Below are 19,951 nucleotides of genomic sequence, written 5' to 3' on the forward strand. Positions count from 1 at the left end.
CGGTGCCGCGCTAGATCGGAAGTGCGAGCGGTGCTGACCGCATCCAGCTTGCATGTGCTTCGCCTGGCGCAGACGCCGCCAGGCGATCCGTCACCTACTTGAGAGTCGTTCAATGACACTACGTTCTGTTGCCACTGTCGCCGCCATGCTGTGCGCGACGCTCGCCAGCCCTGTGAATGCAGCGCCCACCGGGGTCGCGGCGATCCAGGCCCGCTTGACCAACCCGCAGGGCGGTATCGTGGTGGTCGCCCATCGCGGTTGCCACGCGGCCGCGCCGCAGCATGGCTTCACCGACACCGCGCCGGAGAACTCGCTGGCCGCCTTGGAGCGCTGCATCGCCATCGGCGCCGACGTGATGGAAACCGATGTGCGGCGTGCCGCCGACGGCACCCTGGTGATGCTGCACGACGTCACCGTGGACCGCACCACCGATGGCACCGGCAAGCTGTCCGAACTGACCTTGGCCGATCTGCAAAAGCTGCGGCTGCGCAGCGACGAAGGCGGCGCGCAGGCACCGCTGACCGACCAGCGCGTGGTCACGCTGGAGCAGATGCTGGCCAAGTCCAAGGGACGCATCCTGCTCAATCTTGATGTCAAGGATGCGATCTATGTGCAGGTGATCGATGCGGTCGCACGTGCCGGCATGCAGCACGAGGTGATCGTCAAGGCCGAAGCCGGCATCGCCACGCCGCCGCTGGCCGCGATGCTGCCGTTCGACAAGGTGTATTTCTTCCCGATCCTGATCAATGCGCATGGCGATGCCGATCTTGCAGCCATCGCCGCCGCGCAGACACGCAATGCGCATCCGGTTGCGTTCGAGTTGCCAAGGATGTCGCCGACGCAATTGCCCGCACTGGTGGCCGTGAGCAAAACGCACAAGGTGCGACTGATGGTCAACTCCTTGTGGGAAGGTTTTATCGCCGGCTACGGTGGCGACGCCGATGCCGAACGTGACCCGGACAAGGTCTGGGGGCGGATGTACCGCGATGGCGTGTCGATCATCCAGACCGATGCGCCGGAAGCCTTGCTGCGCTATCGCGCGAGTCTGGAGAAGCGCTGAGCGCGGCGTTGCATCGCTCCATGCAGCAGGCGCGCCACGGATGCGCACTGTCGCCGCACAGCATGGCCCATGGCACTGAGGGGACCCTGCCGCCTCCGCTATGGTCAGGCGCTATTGCACGCACGGACGTCTGCATGCCACTCCATACACGCCAGCGCAAATTCAGTCCGCATGTCGTCTGGTTGGTGGTGCTGCTGGTCGCGCTGCAGATCCGCGATCTCGCCAAGGCGGTTGGCCTGCCCATCCCGAGCATCCCGCTGCCCTACGGCGGCGGGATGCTCGACAATCTGCTCAGCGTAGTGGTCGTGTTCGTTGCCGCCGCATTGCTGCGTCCGGGCACGCCAGGCGAGCTCGCGGCGCGTCTGGGGCTGCGTTGGAACGGCTGGCGCGGCCCGGCGCTGACACTCGTGGCCACATTGCCGTGCTGGCTTGGGCTATGGACGCAGGCCACCTCGGTGGACACCGACGATCTGCTCGGACTGCTGTGGTTGGCGCTGCTGTTTCCGCTGGCCGAAGAAATCGTCTTTCGTGGTTTCGGCTTCGTTTTCGCCTGCCGCGCACTGGCCTGGCGTCCGGCGCTCGCCGCGCTGGTGCAGGCCATGGTGTTCGGCGGCGTGCATTGGCTCGGTGCAGGGGGCGGAGGCGGCGAGGCGTTACTGATCTTCGCCATCACCGGCATCGGTGCGCTGCTGTTTGCCATTGTGGACGCGCAGGATGGCTACACGATCTGGAGCGGCTGGGTGTTGCATGTCTCGCTCAACGCGGCCTGGACGGTGTTTGCGGTGTCCGATTCGGCCGCCAGTGGCTGGCTCGGCATGGCATTGCGCCTGTCTGCGGTGTTGCTGGCGATGGGGTTGCTGCGGCTGTTTGTAAGGCCGCGTCGCTCGGTGCGAGCAGACCTCGCAAGCTAGGGCGATCGTCGTCACGCAGTGCAGGAATGTGCAGGTGATCTGACCAGCCGAGGCGCGTCGCGTGCAGCGCGCCACAGTGGCCGAAAAGCGTTTTGCCCTGCATGCTTCACGGAATGGACAGGCAGCAGCACGCGCAATCAAAGACCGCCCGGATGCAGAAACGCGCTGCTGGCCAGTATGGTATGGCTCGCCGCCGCCGCTGGTTGACGTGGCTGCGTTGGAGCGCAGTAGCGCTGCTGTCTGCCATCCTGCTACTGGACCTGGCCTTTCCACTGCCGCTACCCAAATCGCGCGACACCTCCACGCTGGTGGTCGCACGCGACGGCACGCCATTGCGCGCGTTCGCCGACCGCAATGGCGTGTGGCGCTATCCGGCCGGCCCGGACACGGTGTCGCCGCTGTATCTGCAGGCGTTGCTGAATTACGAAGACCGCTGGTTCTGGCGGCATCCTGGCGTCAATCCGTGGGGCCTGCTGCGTGCCGGCGGGCAGTGGCTGGGGCAGGGACGCATCGTCTCCGGCGGTTCGACGCTGACCATGCAGGTGGCGCGCATCCTTGACCCGCATACGCGCACGCCCTGGGGCAAGGCCAAACAGGTGCTGCGCGCGCTGCAGCTGGAAGCGCACTTGAGCAAGCGCGAGATTCTTACCCTGTATCTGCAGCGCGCGCCCTACGGCGGCACCATCGAAGGTGTGGAAGCGGCCAGTTGGGCGTATCTGGGCAAGCCGGCCAGGGCCTTGTCGCAGGCAGAAGCTGCGTTGTTGGCCGTGCTGCCGCAGTCGCCAAGCCGCTTGCGCCCGGATCGCCATCCCGAGGCCGCGCAACGTGCGCGCGACAAGGTGCTCGATCGCATGGTGGAACTGGGCGTGTGGTCGCGCGCGCAGGTGGACGATGCGCGGATCGAACCGGTGGTGACGCGTTCGCTCAAGCCGCCGCTACATGCGGCCTTGCTTGCACAGCGGTTGCACAGCGCCCAACCGCGTGCCGCACGCATCGTGACCACGCTGGATGTGGAATTGCAGCGCACGCTGGAAGAACGCGTGGCCACGTACTTTTCGCAATTGCCCGAGCGTACTTCCGCAGCACTGCTGGTGGTGGACAACGCCACGATGGAGGCGCGTGCGTATGTGGGCTCGGCCAGCTTCGGCGATCGCAAGCGGTTGGGGCATGTGGACATGGTGCAGGCCTGGCGCTCGCCCGGTTCCACGCTCAAACCGTTCCTGTATGGCATGGCGCTGGACGATGGCCTGATCCATTCGGAAAGCCTGCTGGTGGATGCGCCGCAGAGTTTTGGCAGTTATCGGCCCGGTAATTTCGATGCGGCCTTCAATGGGCCGGTGAGCGCCGCGACCGCGTTGCGGTTGTCGTTGAACGTACCGGCAGTGGACCTGCTCGATCGTATCGGCCCGGCGCGGTTTGCCGCGCGGCTGTCCAATGCCGGCATCGATCTGCGTTTTGCGCGCGGCAGCGTGCCCAATCTGGCGCTGATACTGGGTGGTACCGGCGCGCAGTTGCAGGAGTTGGTCGGTGCATTTGCCGCGCTCAATCGCGGCGGCATCGCCGGGCGCGTGCGCTATACGTTGGACGATCCGCGCATCGAGCGGCGGTTGATGTCGCCGGGTGCGGCCTGGATCGTGCGCGAGATCTTGCAGAGCAATCCGCGTCCCGGCTATGGCAGCGGCAGCTTCGACACTGCCGCGCGCCCGGGCGTGGCCTGGAAGACCGGCACCAGCTACGGCTACCGCGATGCCTGGGCGATCGGCGGGACGCGCCGTTACACGGTGGGAGTGTGGGTGGGACGGCCGGATGGCACGCCACTACCGGGCCAGTACGGCGCCGTCACCGCGTTGCCGCTGATGTTCGAAGTCATCGATGCGTTGCCGCGCAGCGCCGGCGATAGCGCGCCGGTGCCGATGCCGGCCAACGTGCAGGCGTTGGACATCTGCTGGCCGCTCGGCGGCGCAGCCGAGCAAACGCCCGCCGACCAGTGCGCGCGACGTGCCGACGCCTATGTGCTCGATGGTGCAGTCCCGCCCACCTTCGCCGAACGCGATGCGCGGCTGTGGCAGAGTGGGCAGCTGCATTTCGAGGTGGATGCGCGCAGCGGTCAGCGGCTGTCGCAGGAGTGCACGCAGCCGCATCAGCGCGTGCCGCGCGCGGTGGCGCGCTGGCCGGCATTGGTCTCGCCCTGGCTCAGCACCGCCGAACGCACTGCCGCGCAGCTGCCGCCACTGGCACCGGACTGCCTGCCGGACGGGAGCATGACCGGCGGCGGCGTGCTGCGCATCGACGGGCTGAGCGACCGCGCCACATTGGCGCGCGCAAACGCCACCGCACGCCCGGTGCGCCTGCAGTTGCGCGCGCTGGGCAGCGAGGCGCGCATCGACTGGCTGCTGGACGGTCGCTGGATTGCGCAGACCGACGGACGCCAGGGATTTCAGCGCGACTTTGCCGAAGTGGGAACGCACACGCTCACTGCCATGGCCAGTGACGGTGCATGGACCCAGGTGCGGTTCCGCGTCTTGCGTTGAAGCAGAGATTCAAGAGCGGCTGATCTGCGGCTCGGCTGCAGGGCCCTTGCCCCCCACCATCGCAGGACACGCCGCAAGTACGTCCGTGATGGCCCTTACGCGGCATCGATGCCACGTAAGGTCCGGCGACAGTGGGCTGGCAAGGACCGGTCGAGACGGTAGGTGAGCGTTGTTGCAAGCGGTGCACGACGTGCTTTTAGAGCGGCTAACAAAACGACTTCGCGTCAGCCTGCTGCAGGTCGGCTGATCTGCGGCCTGGCTGCAGGGCCCTTGCCCGCCCAGCGTCGCGGGACACGCTGCAAGGACGTCCTTGTAGCTCTTACGCGGCATCCATGCCGCGTAAGGTCCCGCGACGCTGGGCGGGCAAGGACCAGTCGAGATGGTCGGCATGCATGGGTTTAAACAAAGCAACCAGCGGAGTCTCTGGTGCGGTGTCCTCGCCGCTTGCGGGACCGTGTGGCGGCATGGATGCCGCTACCGAGCCTTCGACCCACTAGACAGTCGACATGGCATTTGACTGCATCCAAACGGCGCAACGACGCGATATCAAGGCAGGTTCGGTGCACGACGCATCAACCACCATTAGCTCACTCGCCAATCCAGCCTTCCAGCAGGTCGGCGAATTCATCGGCATGCTCTTCTTCCTGCGCAAGGATGCCTTCCAGGATGCGCTTGGTGGTGGTGTCCTTGTCGCCGATGAAATCGATCATCTCGCGGTAGCTATCGATGGCGATGCGCTCGGCGATCAGGTTTTCCTTGACCATGTCGCGCAGGTCGGTGCCTTCCTTGTATTCGGCGTGCGAGCGCTCGGTCAGCGTGTCCGGGTTGAGGTCCGGTTCGCCGCCCAGCTGCACGATGCGCTCGGCCAGCTGGTGCGCGTGCGCCTGTTCCTGCTGCGCATGCTCCAGGAACTCGCCCTTGACCGCGTCGGCAAGCATGCCCTTGGCCATGAAGTAATGGCGGTAGTAACGCAGCGTGCACACGTACTCGGTGGCAAGCGCGGTGTTGAGCAGCGCGATCACCGCTTCGCGGTCGGCGTGGTAGCTCTCGGTGATGGCGCCGTCTTCGATGCGCTTGCGCGCGCGGGCGCGCAAGGTGGCGGTATCGGTGATACCTGCGGGGGTTTTGGTGGCTGGCTGATCAGACATGGCTGGCCGTTTTCCTTCTTCAGTGGGCGGGGGAATCAATGCATCAATCGGGCAGGTGCTGCAGCACGTAATCGGCCGCAGACACCTTGAACTCGCCGGGTTCTTCGACAAACAACGCCTTGACCACGGCGTCGTCGGCATACAGCGCGTAGCGACGCGAGCGCAGGCCCATGCCCGAGCCGCTGGCGTCGATCTGCAGGCCCAGCGCGCGGGCCAGCTCGGCGTTGCCGTCGGGCAGCAGGTGCAGGCCATCGGGAACCAGCTGGCTGCGGCCCCAGGCCTGCATCACGAACGGGTCGTTGACGGCCGTGCACAGCACTTCGATGCCGCGTTTGCGGAACTGGTCGAAGTGCTCCACATAGCCCGGCAGGTGCTTGGCCGAGCAGGTCGGGGTGAATGCGCCCGGTACCGCGAACAGCAGCACCTTGCGGCCTGCGAACAGGCTGTGGGTATCGACCGCTTCGATACCCTCGTGCAGGCGCTTGAGCACGACTTCGGGAATACGGTCACCAACGTGGATGGTCATGCGGGCGGGCTCCTGTGGCTGAACGAATTCTAGAAAGGGGCGCGGAAACAGCGCGTCAACGCGCTTGAAATCCACGGCGCAACGCCTATCTGACGCACATGGCCGGCGCGAGGGCGCAACGCCGCCGCAGCCGGCCCGTCACCCAACCTTCAGGAGGCTCGCAATGAACATCGTTCGTTATCCCCAGTGGCCCACCCACGCGCTGCAGAACGAAATCAAGCATGTGTTCGACCGCTTCTTCGAGCAGAACAGCGACACCGACGAATCGGCGGTGGTCACCGCGCAGTGGGTGCCACGCGTGGACATCAAGGAAGAACCCAACCACTTCGTGTTGTACGCCGACCTGCCGGGCATCGACCCCAGCCAGATCGAGGTGCAGATGGACAAGGGCATCCTGTCGATCAAGGGCGAGCGCAAGAGCGAGTCCAGCACCGAGACCGAGCGTTTCTCGCGGATCGAGCGCCGCTACGGCAGCTTCCATCGCCGCTTCGCGCTGCCCGACAGTGCCGACGCCGACGGCATCACTGCTGCCGGACACAACGGCGTGCTGGAAATCCGCATTCCCAAGCGCCCGGCAGCCACCCCGCGCCGCATTCAGGTCGGCAATGGCCAGGACGCCAGCGGTAGCACCGTGCAGTAAGCATGTTTGAAGTGCCGGCCGTGTGGTCGGCAGAGGGGCGGTGATGCGTGGAGTCGGCAGGCTGTCGCACCTGCTGCAGTTGCGCGTCTCGCCGCCCCCATGTGCGGCGGCGCACCGGCTGGTCTCCGCCGCTCAAGACAGGTGGATCTGGAGTAGCGTCATCGGCGCTTCGCTCCCCGGCGACGGCCGCACCGTAGAATAGGTGCGGTCGCCCGCCCGGCTGCGAATCGATCAGTTCTCACACTTCCTGTTCGGCCGTCAGGCCGGCGCGGCGGGTGCACGGATCGGCATGTACTCTTCGTACACTGCAGGTCCATTGCCCCATCTGCGCTTCCGGCGACCGCTGGTGTCTTGGGAGCTGCTCGAACTGGCTCGTGGCCTTGGCTGCGGGCCGTTTTTTTTCCAGAGGTGATTAGATGGAATTCAAGGATTACTACGCAACGCTGGGCGTCGAGCCCAGCGCAGGCGACGCGGAGATCAAGACCGCCTACCGCCGGCTCGCGCGCAAGTACCACCCCGACGTGAGCAAGGAAGCCGGCGCGGAAGACAAATTCAAGGCCATCAACGAGGCCTATGAGGCGCTGCGCGACCCTGCCAAGCGCAAGGCCTACGACCAGCTCAAGGCGCAGGGCTTCCGCCCGGGCGACGAGTTTCAGGCCCCGCCCAATTACAACGGCGGGCAGGGCTTCGACTACGAGGAAGTGTTCGGTAACGGCGGCGCAGGCGGCGGCTTCAGCGATTTCTTCGAAAGCCTGTTCGCCGGTCAGCGCGGCGGCCGGCCACGTGGGCCCGGTGCTGGCCCGGGCGTAGGCGCAGGTCCCGGCGCGCAGGCGCGCGGCGACACCCGCGCCAAACTGGCGGTGCCGCTGGAAGCGGTGCATGCCGGCGACAGCGTGCGCATCACCATCAATGGCAAGCAGCTGGATGTACGCGTGCCCAAGGGCGTGCAGCCCGGGCAGGTGATCCGCCTGAGCGGGCAGGGCAATGGTGGCGGCAACCTGCTGTTGGAAATCGAATACGCCGCGCATCCGCAGTTCGAGGTGGACGGGCGCAATATCCTGTACACCTTGCAGGTCATGCCCTGGCAAGCCGCGCTGGGCACCACCATCAGCGTGCCGACCCTGGGCGGCTCGGTGGAGCTGAAGGTGCCGGCCGACTCGGACGCCGGCCGCAAGCTGCGCCTGCGCGGCCGCGGCCTGCCGGGCGCCACGCCGGGCGACCAGATCGTGGAACTGGAAATCCTGGCCCCGGCCCCGACCGACGACGCGCAGAAGAAGGCCTATCGCAACCTGGCCAAGGCATTCGGCGAGACGGTGTGAGGGAGGTCGGGTCAGGGCAGGCGCGCGTTGGGCCGTCTTCCTGAGGGAAGGTGTGGATCGCCAGGCGCGATCGCTGCCCCCATCCGTCCTGCGGGCACCTTCCCCCGCTCGCGGGAGAAGGCCGGCGGTTGCACGCGCGCGACGGCGGGCGGTTGATGGTGCGGTCGAGCCCCACTGGCCTGCGGCAGACGAGCTTCTTGCTACGCCTGCGGGAGCCAAGCCCCCCCCTGTGTACGCCTGCCGGAGACAAGCCCGCTCCACGCCAGCGGGAGACGGCCCCTCTCTCGCTCGCGGGAGAGGGGGGGTGAGGGGTCACAAGGCAATCGGCGCATTCGTCAGGGTCGACTTGCCGCTTTCCGGCTGGCCGCAGCCTCATCCGGCGCTTTCGCCACCTTCGCCTGCAGCATAAGGGGGAGCAGAACCCGCTCGGTTGCATCCAATCGCGCCCATCCGACGTAATCCCTCAGCATGCGTCCACGGCGGACACAACGCGCCACCCACCACATTGCCCGGCGTCCAGCGCCCGGCCTGGCACCCGCTACCGAAAGCGCGGCTGGCGCACTACACTCGCTGCGCATACTAGGAAAAACGCATGGCACGCATTCTGATCGTCGACGACTCGCCGTCGCAGCTGCTCGGGATTCAGCGCATCGTCGAGCGTCTGGGGCACGAGACCATCACGGCCACCGACGGTGCCGCAGGGGTGGAAGCGGCCAAGTCGTCGTTGCCCGACCTGGTGCTGATGGACGTGGTCATGCCCAACCTCAACGGCTTCCAGGCCACACGCACGCTCAAGCGTGAGCCGACCACCCAGCATATTCCGGTGATCCTGGTGACCACCAAGGACCAGGACACCGACCGCATGTGGGGCATGCGTCAGGGCGCCCGCGCGTACATCACCAAGCCATTCTCCGAAGACGAACTGCTGGAAGTGATGGAGCGGGTGTTCAACCAGAAGGACGAACCACCGACTGCCTGAGCACGGCACTGGCCGGGGAAGGGGTCGGTAGCACAGGGTGTGACAGCGCGACGCGAGGCCGATGGTCGAAGGTCAAACTGCGCTGGTGGCATGCGTCATCGCGCCAACCATCGGGTGCGTCCGGCAGCGCCGCGGTTTCCAGAGGTGTCGTCGGTCGTCGTCATTCGCTCGCAGCGGTGTTACGCCCCTGCCGGTGGGTCTGTGCCGAGACCGCATCTGCGCATTCACGTGTGGGCACATGGGATCAGTTGACCGGCAACCGCTGTGTTGCCGGCAGGCACTACCGTCGCCATTTCTATCCGGGGCGGCCGCATTGCCGATATGGCCGGCTCCCGCTTCCCCGATCATCAGCGGCATATGCCGGCTGCGCGACCGCATTGCAGGCGGCCGGGAATCGTAGCGACACCTGGCTCCGGTCCACTCCCGAACCTGGCCATCCCTCCAATTCGCCTCACCGGCGAATAGCGGCTGACAAAACGACTGCGCCGCCGCCGGGCGGCTGCGGCCGGTGCTCGGAATCGGCATGTCCCACACGTACACTCCGGTTCCTCCGTGTCGTCCACACCCACCTGACCACCGCTCGCTCCGCTTTGTTAGCCGCTCTAAACCGCAACGCACCAGAACCGGACCTTTCAAAACGGCCGGTCTGCCCCATCTAGTAGAATCAGCGAATCAAACAACACGGTGGCACTGCGGGACTGGCCCGCACCGCCCCTCGATCATGGAGCGTGCATGGCCTGGAACACACCCGGCAACAAGGGCGGAGACGGCCCGGATCCCAACCGTCGCAGGTCCTGGGGCCCGCGTGGTGGTGGCAACGGTGGTGGTTGGGGCAACCTGCCCGGTCCGTTGAAGGAGCTGTTCGATGGCGGCGTGGGGCGCTGGATCCTGGTCGCGGTGGTGCTGATGGTGCTGTTCTCCAGCTTCCAGCTCATTGGCGAGCAGCAGCGTGGTGTGGTGCTGCGCTTCGGCCAGTTCTCGCGCATTCTGCAGCCCGGCCCGAACTTCAAGCTGCCGTGGCCGATCGAATCGGCGCGCAAGGTCAACGCCACCGAGATCAAGACCTTCAGCAACCAGGTGCCGGTGCTGACGCGTGACGAGAACATCGTCAACGTCTCGCTCAACGTGCAGTACCGGATCAGCGACCCGCGCAAATACCTGTTTGGCTCGCGCAATGCCGATCTGGTGTTGGAGCAGGCGGCGCAGAGCGCGGTGCGTGAGCAGGTCGGCCGTTCCGATCTCAATACCGTGCTCAACAATCGCGGCCCGTTGGCGATCGCGTCCAAGGAGCGCCTGCAGGTGGCGCTGGATGCCTACAACACGGGTCTGCTGGTGACCGGTGTGACCCTGCCGGACGCGCGCCCGCCGGAAGAAGTGAAGCCGGCCTTCGACGAGGTCAACGGCGCCCAACAGGTGCGTGAGCGCCTGATCAACGAAGCGCAGGCCTATGCCGCCAAGGTGGTGCCGGAAGCGCGCGGTCAGGGTGCACGCATCCGTACCGGTGCCGAAGGCTACAAGGAAGCGGTGATTTCCAAGGCCGAGGGCGACGCCGATCGCTTCACGCTGTTGCAGGAGCAGTACGCCAGTGCCCCCGAGGTCACGCGCAAGCGGCTGTGGCTGGAAACCGTGCAGAAGGTGTTGTCGGAAAACCGCAAGGTGATCGGCAGCGATGGCCGCCAGGTCATCTATGTGCCGCTGCCGGCAGACGGCAAGTCCGCCAACAGTGGTGGCAACGGCAATACGGGCAATGGCGGCATGCCGTCGATGGTGCCGCAGGATGTGCTGTTGAATCCGCCGCAGAACAGCAGCGGTAGCGAAAGCATCCGCAACCCGGAGCGCGGCCCGCGCCCGACCGGCCGTGAGGGGACCGAATAATGAAGAACTCGCTAGGTATCGGCCTGCTCGTCGTCATCCTGCTGGGCCTGATGGGCTCGGTGTTCGTGGTGCGCGAAGATCAGACTGCCATGGTGCTCAACCTCGGCCGCGTGGTGCGTGCCGACCTCAAGCCCGGTCTGCACTTCAAGATTCCAATGGTGGAATCGGTGCGTATGTTCGATCGCCGCTTCCAGGTGCTCGATACCGCCCCGGCGCGCTACTTCACCGCCGAGCAGAAAGACGTCAGCGTGGACTTCTTCGCCATCGGTTACATCTCCGATGTGCGTGCGTTCTACCGCGCCACCACCGGCGGCGACGAGAAGGTGGCCAATGCGTTGCTGACGCCGATCATCACCGACTCGCTGCGCAACCAGATCAACTCGCGCACGTTGCAGCAGCTGGTCTCCGGCGACCGTAGCGAGCTGATTGCCGGCCAGCTCAAAGGCATCAACGCTGCGATCAAGGGCCTGGGCATGCAGATCACCGACCTGCGCATCAAGCAGATCGACCTGCCGACCGACAGCCAGGTGATCACCGATGTCTACGAGCGCATGCGTGCCCAGCGCAAGCAGGAAGCCAGCAAGCTGCGCGCAGAAGGTGAAGAGCAGGCGCTGACCATCCGTGCCCAGGCCGACCGCGAGAGCACCGTGATCAAGGCCGATGCCGAGCGCGATGCGCAGAAGCTGCGTGGCGAAGGCGATGCCGATGCGGCGCGTATCTATGGCCAGGCTGGCTCGAAGGACCCGTCGTTCTATGCCTTCTACCGCAGTCTGGAGGCGTACCGCGAGTCCATGGCCGACGGCAACGGCGTGGTGGTGCTCGACAAGAATGATCCGTTCCTGCAATACCTCAAGAGCGATCGTTGATTGCTCGGCGTGAGCGTGATGCGCGAGGGCTGGTCGTCGAGCGAGCGGTGAGGAATGGCCGCCTTCCGCAAGCTCTCAAGCTTCCGGAGGCTCTCAACTTGCGTGGCTGCGACCAATGTTGCAGATGTTGAAAATGCTCCAGCTATTGAAAAAATTGTGACCACTACGCCCGCCTTCGCGGGCGTAGTCGTTCTGGCCGGGGCGTGGATGTTCGTGGAAAGACCTGGGGCGTTGCGTTGTGATGTCTTCACTGTGTTTGCTTTCATCCGGCGGTGTGTTGGCCCTCATCCGGCGCGTTGCGCCACCTTCTCCCGCGCGCGGGAGAAGGGCGTTTCCCGAGGGCTTCGGGGTGTGCGTACCGCGCACGCGGCCCGACCCTTTTCCCGACCAGACCCTTCTCCCGCGCGCGGGAGAAGGTGCCCGAAGGGCGGATGAGGGCCAGCAAGGGAAGGCAGCCAAGCCCACCCTCCACACATCAACCATCTAACCCGGGCACACTCCACGGTTCCCCAGTGCCACGGCCCCGTCGATGAATGACTTCCTCACCGCCCTGTGCCTGATCCTGGTGATCGAGGGCTTGCTGTTGCTCACCGTGCCGACCACCTGGAAGCGCATGGTCGAGTACGTGTTCAGCCTTCCCATTGCCCAACAACGCGCCATTGGCGGCGTCACCCTGGTGCTGGGCGCAATCGCGCTGTGGATCGTGCGCCACTGAATGCCGGTCGCGGTGACATGGGTGCCACTGCCCGCCGTCGCCGTCGCAGCCGGTTCCCAGCCGGCAGCCGGTCTGCTGCGGTGGTTTGCCAGGGCTAGTGCCCGTCACCGGAAACCCGGATAATGCACAAAAGCCGGCCGGGCACGCTCCAACCAGAGCACTCGGTTCGGCTTTTTCCGTGTCAGGGCTGTCGCGCCACTGCAACGCTCCCCGATGGAGCCGCGCGCCCGGTGTCGCCGCCAGTCCTGCATCGATCCCATCCCGCGGCCCCGATGGCCGCCGCAAAACTCAGGAGTTCACCCGTCATGGGTCAATCAGTTGTCGTGCTCGGTGCCCAGTGGGGCGATGAAGGCAAAGGCAAGATCGTCGATCTGCTCACCGAAGAAATCGGTGCGGTCGTCCGCTTCCAGGGCGGCCACAACGCCGGCCATACGCTGGTCATCAACGGCAAGAAGACCGTCTTGCATCTGATTCCGTCCGGCATCCTGCGCGACGACGCGCTGTGCCTGATCGGCAATGGCGTGGTGATCTCCCCGGCCGCGCTGATCAAGGAAATCAGCGAGCTGGAAGGTGCCGGCGTGGAAGTGCGCTCGCGCCTGAAGATCTCCCCGGCCGCGCCGCTGATCATGCCGTACCACATCGCCCTGGATCAGGCCCGCGAGAAGGCCGCTGGCGGCAAGGCCATCGGCACCACTGGTCGCGGTATCGGCCCGGCGTACGAGGACAAGGTCGCCCGTCGCGGTATCCGTATCGCCGACCTGCATTACCCGCCGCAGCTGGAAGAACTGCTGCGCACCGCGCTGGATTACCACAACTTCGTGCTGACCAAGTACCTGGGCGTGGAAGCAGTGGATTTCCAGAAGACCTACGACGAAGCGCTGGCCTTCGGCGACTACGTGCAGCCGATGAAGTCCGACGTCGCCGGCATCCTGCACGACCTGCGCAAGCAGGGGAAGCGCGTGCTGTTCGAAGGCGCGCAGGGCGCCTTGCTGGACATCGACCACGGCACCTATCCGTACGTGACCAGTTCCAATACCACCGTGGGCGGCGCATTGGCCGGCACCGGCGTGGGCGCTGACGCCATCGACTACGTGCTCGGCATCGCCAAGGCCTACGCCACGCGCGTGGGTGGCGGCCCGTTCCCGACCGAACTGGACGACGAAGTAGGCCAGGGCATCCGCGACCGTGGCGCCGAGTACGGCGCCTCCACTGGCCGCCCGCGTCGTTGCGGCTGGATGGACATCGTCGCGCTCAAGCGTGCGGTGGCCATCAACGGCATCTCCGGCCTGTGCATCACCAAGCTCGATGTGCTCGACGGCATGGAAAAGCTCAAGGTCTGCATCGCCTACGAATACCGCGGCAAGCGCACCGAATACGCCCCGCTGGACGCGCAGGGCTGGGAAGAGTGCACCCCGGTGTACCTGGAGTTCCCGGGCTGGACCGAGAACACTCACGGCATCACCGAATGGGACAAGCTGCCCGTCGCCGCCCGCGCCTATCTGCGCGCGCTGGAAGAACTGGCCGGCTGCCCGATCAGCATCGTTTCCACCGGCCCGGATCGTGACCACACGATGGTGCTGCAGGATCCGTTTGCCTGATCGAGTGACGTCCAACACGTGATCGCACAACGGCCCGGCTTGTCCGGGCCGTTGGCGTTTGAGGATTGCTGATTTGCCATGATTTCCAGCGGTGCAGGGGCGCAGCTGGCACGCTCACGCCAGTGCATTGTTATCGTTGGGCCGGTTCGGTTACTGCGGATAGGCGCATACCTGCACTCGCTGGTTCGCGGTATGGTCCGTGCCGAGCGTTATGCACCGAGATCGGCCGAGATGGGCAGGTACGTGATCTCCGCAGCGTTGCCTTTATCCCATGCGCATCGACGCGCTCTCACGCTGCCGGTTGTCCATCTCCTGCTGCTGGCTCTGCGCCAAGGCCTGCTGGCGATCTGCGCCGGCGACTTCCAGCCGCTGCAGTGATTGCTCCACCGGCGTCTGTACGGCCACGTCGGTCGGCATGTGGGCGCGCAGGTGCGCCGGGTTGTTCAACTCGCCCTGCACCACAAACACGTTGCGGCCCGCCGGGCTGTCGGCGGTCTGTTCGCTCAGCACCACGTGGTCGGCCCGGTCCAGAGCGTTGTGGCGGGCGAGGGTCATCACGCTGGCGATGAGGCGCTCGCTGTTCTCGTCGGGCGTGCGCCCGGCTTGCGCATCGATGGCGTTGACACCCGCGCGCACCTGCTGCAGCAATGCGTAGTCCCGGTGATCAGGGCCGATATCGGCCAGTTTGGTAGGCGCGTGCGTCCGCTCGGGCAGGCCGTCGGTCGAAGCAGTGAACGGGCTGCGGGTGATGGAGCGGTGCGGATCGTCTTGGTGGAACTGCGTGGCTTTCTGCTGCCGCTCCAGGCGGACGGCGCGGGCATCGTCGAGTTCGGCGATACGGCCGGGATTTGTTTCTTCGCGCATGGAAAGATGCCCGCCTCCTGCGCTGACGTTCACCCATTTCTGCTCTTTTTCGAAGTACATCGCGTAGAAGCTGTTGCTGCCGATGACGTTGGGGTCGACGGCTGAGCGGCCTTCCAGCATCTGGATCGCCTCGGTGGTGCCGAGCTCGGCCAGGTACTGGCTGCCGGCCACCAATCCCATCTGCGCAAAGGTCTCGTAGCCCGTGTTGCTGATACGGGCAGCGCCGGCGTACTCGTTGTCGAGCATGTTGGTCCAGATCTGTTCCAGCTTCTGGGGGCCGCTTTTTTCCAGGGCCGCTTGCAGGAGCACGCGAGGCGTCCAGCAGTTGGGGTCGAGACGATGCTGCTCAAATGCGCGGTCGTGCGCGAGCATGACGGAGGCGCCCGGTAGGTTCAGTGCCAGATCTGGGCGATCTCGACGGAACCAGCTTTGCCTAAGTTCCAGGTCCTTTGTGAGTAGCGTCTGTCCGAACTCTTCCCACTGCCGCTCGGTTAGGTCAGCATTGGCAAATCGTGAGCCATTATCGTGTTGCGACCTGGCGTGGTCTTGCGCGTAACTGTTGGCCACCTGGCCGGGCAAGCTGTCGTTTCTCACTACGCCCAGCGCCAGCGTTCCGTAGCCGTCTGCACCATCTAGCTGCGAAAGATAGTTCCAATACAGCTCGCGGTTGCCTCTATCCGCATAGTTGGAAAGGATTCTGAGATCGTCCTCCGTCATCCCACTCATATTTCACTCCTTGTCAATGGGCCGGTCATCTGACCTTGGTTCGTGCCAGTACGTCCTTCACCGCGTGTTCCATGCGCTCCCAGTCCTTCAGAAATGCCCGGTAGTAGTGAAGCGTGATGGACAGCTTGTTCTCTACATCGACAAAGTAGTGAGTGCAATCGGCGACAACCGAGCCTTCCTCGTCAATAACCTGGTTGCCCTCAATCCGGATGCCGTCCTTGCGAAATTTGGCGCTGTCGCATTTGATAAACGTCGTCAAATTACCGCCGTCGTCTCGTGCCACATACCAGTCATACTCAAGCGCAGGGTTACGCGCTGGAGGCTTGCCGTAGTGGGCTTTGTACGCTTTCACATACTCATCCATCTTCTCCTCATCGATGGCATAGGGAATCAATCCGAGTGTTTCAGGCTGTGCAATCCGGAGATCGAGTCTCTCCACAGGATTACCTCGTTCGACCCAATCAGCCTTGGTAAGCGCGTCGTTGGATGAATAACGTGCCAGCAATGCCTCAATAGGGACCCGGTCAACGTAGTCAATCGATGCGTGTATCTCCTTGCGGAAATCATTCGTACGCGGGTTGGCGCGTGCCCCGGGCGGGGTGGGGGTCATATCTGGCCACTCGATGACAAGCGTCACGCCTTCGCCCGGCCACGGTGCGATCTGGCTGTCCAGATAGTTGGCGGGGATGCGGAAGGTGTTCGGCCCTAGCTTTACGTCAACCGGTGCGTCCGAATAGGTGTGCCCGTTGATGGTGCGGCCTGTGGTAACGGTGCCTGACATGGGGGAAGTCCTTTTTTGTTCGGGTGATGGCGTCCGTGCACAGGCACTGCCGGTGACAGCGATGGCGAGTGCAAGGGCCAGGCACCAGCCGGATGACATCATGTGCATTGGTCAATCCATTGCAGGGTTCGCCGCAACTATAGGCAACTTGGGATCAGCACGACAGCAAGGTCCAAGCCTGCGATTGTCCGTGCCATGCGCCGCACGACATGGGAATGCGATCACGCTCTGCCGGAAGGAAAGGCGCGTGGATCAAAGCGCGGGCGGTGCAACGGCAGCTCGCCACGTGTGCCGAAGAAGGACGTTTGCCGCCCTTGATCGCACTAAGTGTCGAGCTGCAACGTGGTCAACGCAGACGCCGCCGCGTCATGCTCCAAACGCACCATCGATCGTGTGCATCGCCCCGGTGACAAAGCTCGCTTCCGGGCCGGCGAGCCATGCCACCATGCCGGCCACTTCGTCGGCACGGCCGTGGCGTTTGATCGCCATGAAGCTGTGCATCAGGTCTTTCATCGGCCCGTTTTCCGGGTTGGCGTCGGTATCGATCGGGCCCGGTTGCACCACGTTGATGGTGATGCCACGCGGCCCGAAGTCGCGGGCCAGCCCGCGCGCCAGACCTTGCAGCGCGGACTTGCTCAGCGCGTAGGACGCCATGCCGGGCAGCGGCATGCGGTCGCCGTTGACCGAGCCGATCACGATGATCCGCCCGCCGGGTGGCATCTGCCGCGCGGCCTCCACGGCGGCGTGGTAGGGCGCGTGCACGTTGATGCGGAACAGCCGGTCCACCGCGTCCGGATCCTGGTCCAGCGCATCGCCGAACAAGGCGATGCCGGAGTTGACCACCAGCACATCCAGCGGCCCGCTGCGGCGCACCGTGGCGATGACCGCATCGCGGTCGGCGCTGTCGGCCAGCACCGCGGTGCTGCCGGTGTCACCGGCCAGGCGCTGCGCCGCCTCGGCAGAACCGGCATAGGTAAACGTCACCCGCGCGCCCTCGGCCACGAAGCGCCGCACGATGGCGGCCCCAATCCCCCGGCTGCCACCAAGCACCAATACCGACTTGTCTTTGAACGCGGACATGCACTCACCTCACAATTAATGTAGCGAGTAATACATAATAGATTTCGTCTGCCGTCAAGGATTTTGTAACAATGACTACAAAAAACTCCCGGGCCCGCGGGCGGCCGCGGGCGTTCGACCCGGACCAAGCGGTCGCCACCGCGCAGCAGCTGTTCCATGCGCGCGGCTACGACGCACTGAGCGTGGCCGACCTTACCCAGGCGCTGGGCATCAACCCGCCGAGTTTCTATGCGGCCTTCGGCAGCAAGGCCGGCCTGTATGCGCGCATCCTCGACCGCTACGCGCAGACCGGTGCCATCCCGCTGCCGCAAATTCTGGACGCCAACCGCCCGCTAGCGGACGCGCTGGCCGACGTACTGGAGCGGGCCGCCCGCTGCTACGCCGCAGACCCCGCCGCCACCGGTTGCCTGGTGCTGGAAGGCACGCGCAGCAACGACGCGCAGGCGCGCGAGGCGGCCTGCGGCTTTCATGTCGCAGCCCAGGAGTTGATCCGCTCCCACATCGCCAAGCAGTGCCCGCACGACGCAGACCGGCTGGCCGATTTCGTCAGCACCACCATGGCCGGGCTGTCCGCCAGTGCCCGGCATGGGCAGAGCCTGGAGCGTCTGTTGGCGAGTGCGCGGCTGGCGGGGGAGGCGATTAGGGTGGCGCTGTCTGACTAGCTAGAAGCGAAATGCGTGCAGCATCGCTCAATAGAAATACTTGGGATGAAATGGGCTGCCGAGCAATCAGGTTGGCCGTGAAGAGATCGGTTGAATCAATTCATCCCAATTGCGATGATGCATCGCAATTGCAACGCACCGGGTCTGCCATGAAATCCGCATCTCTTCCATCGCTCCGGGTGGACCCAGCGCTGCGCGAAGCGGCCGAAGCTGTGTTGCAGGAGGGCGAGACGCTTTCCAGCTTCGTCGAGCACTCCGTGCGCGCCCAGGTGCAGCAGCGGCAGCAGCAGGAAGCCTTCATTGCGCGCGGGCTGGCCTCGCGTGATAGCGCCAAGGCATCCAACCGATACATCGACGCGAAGGATGTGCTGGCCGGGCTGCAGTCCCAACTGGACAAGGCGCGCAAGGGCTGAGCCAGCGTGGATTTTCTGTCCGCTTCACTCAGGAGGCGCGCGACGATCTCGCGCGCCTTTATGACTGGTTGCTACAGCGTGCCGAAGGCGACTTCACCGTTGCCGAACGCGCGCTGCAGGCCATCCGCGATGGCGTCGCCGTGCTTGAACTGGCCCCGTTGAGCTGCCGCAAGGCGGGGGTGGCGGATCCGTTCTTGCGGGAGCTGGTGATCGGTTTCGGTGCCAGCGGCTACGTGCTGCTGTTTGAGGTTGAAAGCGATCAGGTCGTCACCGTTTTGGCAGTCAGGCATCAGCGTGAAGACGACTATCATTAAGCACGGCGTTAGCGCCAACGTCGTGCCACAGAGGAAGTAGATGGCCAATATCAGCAGGCGCCGCACGGGGGAACTGACCCGAGCGCTGTTCTATATCCTAAAGACCCAGCCGGAGGGCATGCGCGCCGCAGACGCGCTGGCCGCACTGGAAAAGCAGGTCGTGCTCACCGAGTACGAATCGGGTGACTACGAAACCGGCGGCCGTCGCTTCGAGAAGATCGTGCGCTTCAGCACCGTGGCGCCGGTCAAGGCCGGCTGGCTGGTCAAGGACAAAGGCATCTGGACCCTCACGCCAGAGGGCGAAGCGGCGCTGCACGCCTACCCGGATCCGGAGCAGTTCATCCGCGCGGTGGGGCAGCTGTACAAGAAGTGGAAGAGCGCTCAGCCCGTTGCCGACGAGGTCGACGATCCCGAAGGCGAGCTCACCGAGGAATCGGCCAGCATCACGCTGGAAGAAGCCGAAGAAATGGCTTGGGCCGAGATCGAGGCTTACCTCGCTGCGATGCCGCCCTACGACTTCCAAGAGCTCGTGGCGTCTCTACTGCGGGCGATGGGTTACCACGTTGCCTGGGTCGCACCGCCCGGCAAGGACGGTGGCACCGACATCATTGCCTATAACGACCCGCTCGGCACCCGCCCGCCGCGCATCAAGGTGCAGGTCAAGCGCAATGCCAACTCGCCGCGGATCGATGTGACGGGCCTGCGCAGCTTTATGGCGGTTCTGGGGGATGGCGATGTCGGCCTGTTCGTGGCCCTGTCAGGTTTTACAAAGGATGCCGACTACGAGGCGCGCCAGTCGCATCGTCGGATCAACCTGATCGATGCGCGCCGGCTTGTGGAGCTATGGACCACGCACTATGCGCAATTGGACGATAGTGCGCGTACCCGCCTGCCGCTCAAGCCAGTGTGGTTCTTGGCTGGTGACGATTAGTAGTGCGCCGGC

At 65.0% G+C, this 19,951-nt stretch carries 19 protein-coding genes and 1 other RNA gene; 15 read left to right on the plus strand and 5 right to left on the minus strand.

The features are described from left to right. Positions 1–112: 112 nt before the first annotated feature. From GGR61_RS16160 to pbpC, 3 genes are all read left to right on the plus strand, one after another. A complete protein-coding gene (locus tag GGR61_RS16160; RefSeq protein ID WP_184622646.1) occupies positions 113–1,060 on the plus strand; it encodes a glycerophosphodiester phosphodiesterase family protein in 948 nt (315 codons plus the stop codon). A 134-nt stretch (positions 1,061–1,194) separates the two neighbouring features. After that, the gene (locus GGR61_RS16165; RefSeq protein ID WP_184622648.1) at positions 1,195–1,971 is read left to right on the plus strand and encodes a CPBP family glutamic-type intramembrane protease; all 777 of its coding nucleotides are present in this window, start codon (positions 1,195–1,197) and stop codon (positions 1,969–1,971) included. A gap of 152 nt (positions 1,972–2,123) precedes the next feature. Further along, positions 2,124–4,502 carry a penicillin-binding protein 1C gene (gene pbpC, locus GGR61_RS16170; protein WP_184622650.1) on the plus strand — a complete coding sequence of 793 codons (2,379 nt, stop codon included), beginning with the start codon at positions 2,124–2,126 and terminating at the stop codon, positions 4,500–4,502. Positions 4,503–5,089: 587 nt separating this feature from the next. On the opposite strand, the gene GGR61_RS16175 is transcribed toward pbpC, so the two are convergent. After that, positions 5,090–5,650, minus strand: coding sequence for a ferritin-like domain-containing protein (locus GGR61_RS16175; RefSeq protein WP_184622652.1), 561 nt, complete (start codon positions 5,648–5,650; stop codon positions 5,090–5,092). A gap of 43 nt (positions 5,651–5,693) precedes the next feature. Then, entirely contained in the window at positions 5,694–6,176 is a 483-nt protein-coding gene (locus GGR61_RS16180) for a peroxiredoxin (protein WP_184622654.1), read from the minus strand. 163 nt (positions 6,177–6,339) lie between these two features. Between GGR61_RS16180 and GGR61_RS16185 the strand changes: the two genes are divergently transcribed. From GGR61_RS16185 to GGR61_RS16220, 8 genes are all read left to right on the plus strand, one after another. Then, positions 6,340–6,816: an Hsp20/alpha crystallin family protein gene (locus GGR61_RS16185; protein ID WP_184622656.1), complete on the plus strand. Its 477-nt coding sequence runs from the start codon at positions 6,340–6,342 to the stop codon at positions 6,814–6,816. Between the two features lie 416 nt (positions 6,817–7,232). Then, on the plus strand, positions 7,233–8,135 hold the full coding sequence (locus tag GGR61_RS16190) for a DnaJ C-terminal domain-containing protein (protein WP_184406969.1): 903 nt from the start codon (positions 7,233–7,235) through the stop codon (positions 8,133–8,135). Positions 8,136–8,727: 592 nt separating this feature from the next. Beyond that, positions 8,728–9,114, plus strand: coding sequence for a twitching motility response regulator PilH (gene pilH / locus GGR61_RS16195; RefSeq protein ID WP_184406970.1), 387 nt, complete (start codon positions 8,728–8,730; stop codon positions 9,112–9,114). 523 nt (positions 9,115–9,637) lie between these two features. Beyond that, a non-coding RNA gene (locus GGR61_RS16200) (sX9 sRNA) lies at positions 9,638–9,713 on the plus strand. A 133-nt stretch (positions 9,714–9,846) separates the two neighbouring features. After that, entirely contained in the window at positions 9,847–10,989 is a 1,143-nt protein-coding gene (gene hflK / locus GGR61_RS16205) for an FtsH protease activity modulator HflK (RefSeq protein WP_184406971.1), read from the plus strand. Continuing rightward, on the plus strand, positions 10,989–11,855 hold the full coding sequence (locus tag GGR61_RS16210) for a protease modulator HflC (protein WP_184406972.1): 867 nt from the start codon (positions 10,989–10,991) through the stop codon (positions 11,853–11,855). Before hflK ends, GGR61_RS16210 begins: the two co-directional genes overlap by 1 nt. Positions 11,856–12,384: 529 nt before the next feature. After that, the gene (locus tag GGR61_RS16215; RefSeq protein ID WP_184622658.1) at positions 12,385–12,570 is read left to right on the plus strand and encodes a DUF2065 family protein; all 186 of its coding nucleotides are present in this window, start codon (positions 12,385–12,387) and stop codon (positions 12,568–12,570) included. Between the two features lie 305 nt (positions 12,571–12,875). Continuing rightward, positions 12,876–14,168, plus strand: coding sequence for an adenylosuccinate synthase (locus tag GGR61_RS16220; protein WP_179454894.1), 1,293 nt, complete (start codon positions 12,876–12,878; stop codon positions 14,166–14,168). A 264-nt stretch (positions 14,169–14,432) separates the two neighbouring features. Here the strand turns inward: GGR61_RS16220 and GGR61_RS16225 are convergent, their stop codons facing one another. The 3 genes from GGR61_RS16225 to bdcA all read right to left on the minus strand — a co-directional run bounded on the left by GGR61_RS16225 (position 14,433) and on the right by bdcA (position 17,619). Further along, positions 14,433–15,758 (minus strand): XVIPCD domain-containing protein, encoded by a 1,326-nt coding sequence (locus tag GGR61_RS16225; protein ID WP_184622660.1) that lies wholly within the window; start codon positions 15,756–15,758, stop codon positions 14,433–14,435. Between the two features lie 25 nt (positions 15,759–15,783). Further along, the gene (locus GGR61_RS16230; protein WP_184622661.1) at positions 15,784–16,647 is read right to left on the minus strand and encodes a hypothetical protein; all 864 of its coding nucleotides are present in this window, start codon (positions 16,645–16,647) and stop codon (positions 15,784–15,786) included. 258 nt (positions 16,648–16,905) lie between these two features. After that, positions 16,906–17,619 (minus strand): SDR family oxidoreductase, encoded by a 714-nt coding sequence (bdcA, locus tag GGR61_RS16235; RefSeq protein WP_047128275.1) that lies wholly within the window; start codon positions 17,617–17,619, stop codon positions 16,906–16,908. A 71-nt stretch (positions 17,620–17,690) separates the two neighbouring features. Between bdcA and GGR61_RS16240 the strand changes: the two genes are divergently transcribed. The 4 genes from GGR61_RS16240 to GGR61_RS16255 all read left to right on the plus strand — a co-directional run bounded on the left by GGR61_RS16240 (position 17,691) and on the right by GGR61_RS16255 (position 19,939). Beyond that, positions 17,691–18,281, plus strand: a complete 591-nt coding sequence (locus GGR61_RS16240; protein WP_184622663.1) for a TetR/AcrR family transcriptional regulator — start codon at positions 17,691–17,693, stop codon at positions 18,279–18,281. 149 nt (positions 18,282–18,430) lie between these two features. Then, positions 18,431–18,694 carry a YlcI/YnfO family protein gene (locus tag GGR61_RS16245; RefSeq protein ID WP_082339426.1) on the plus strand — a complete coding sequence of 88 codons (264 nt, stop codon included), beginning with the start codon at positions 18,431–18,433 and terminating at the stop codon, positions 18,692–18,694. Then, positions 18,691–19,008, plus strand: a complete 318-nt coding sequence (locus GGR61_RS16250) for a type II toxin-antitoxin system RelE/ParE family toxin (RefSeq protein WP_184622695.1) — start codon at positions 18,691–18,693, stop codon at positions 19,006–19,008. Before GGR61_RS16245 ends, GGR61_RS16250 begins: the two co-directional genes overlap by 4 nt. 40 nt (positions 19,009–19,048) lie before the next feature. After that, positions 19,049–19,939 (plus strand): restriction endonuclease, encoded by an 891-nt coding sequence (locus GGR61_RS16255; protein ID WP_184622665.1) that lies wholly within the window; start codon positions 19,049–19,051, stop codon positions 19,937–19,939. Positions 19,940–19,951 lie beyond the last annotated feature (12 nt).

It is taken from the genome of Xanthomonas sp. 3058 (assembly GCF_014199765.1).
Taxonomy (GTDB): domain Bacteria; phylum Pseudomonadota; class Gammaproteobacteria; order Xanthomonadales; family Xanthomonadaceae; genus Xanthomonas; species Xanthomonas campestris_B.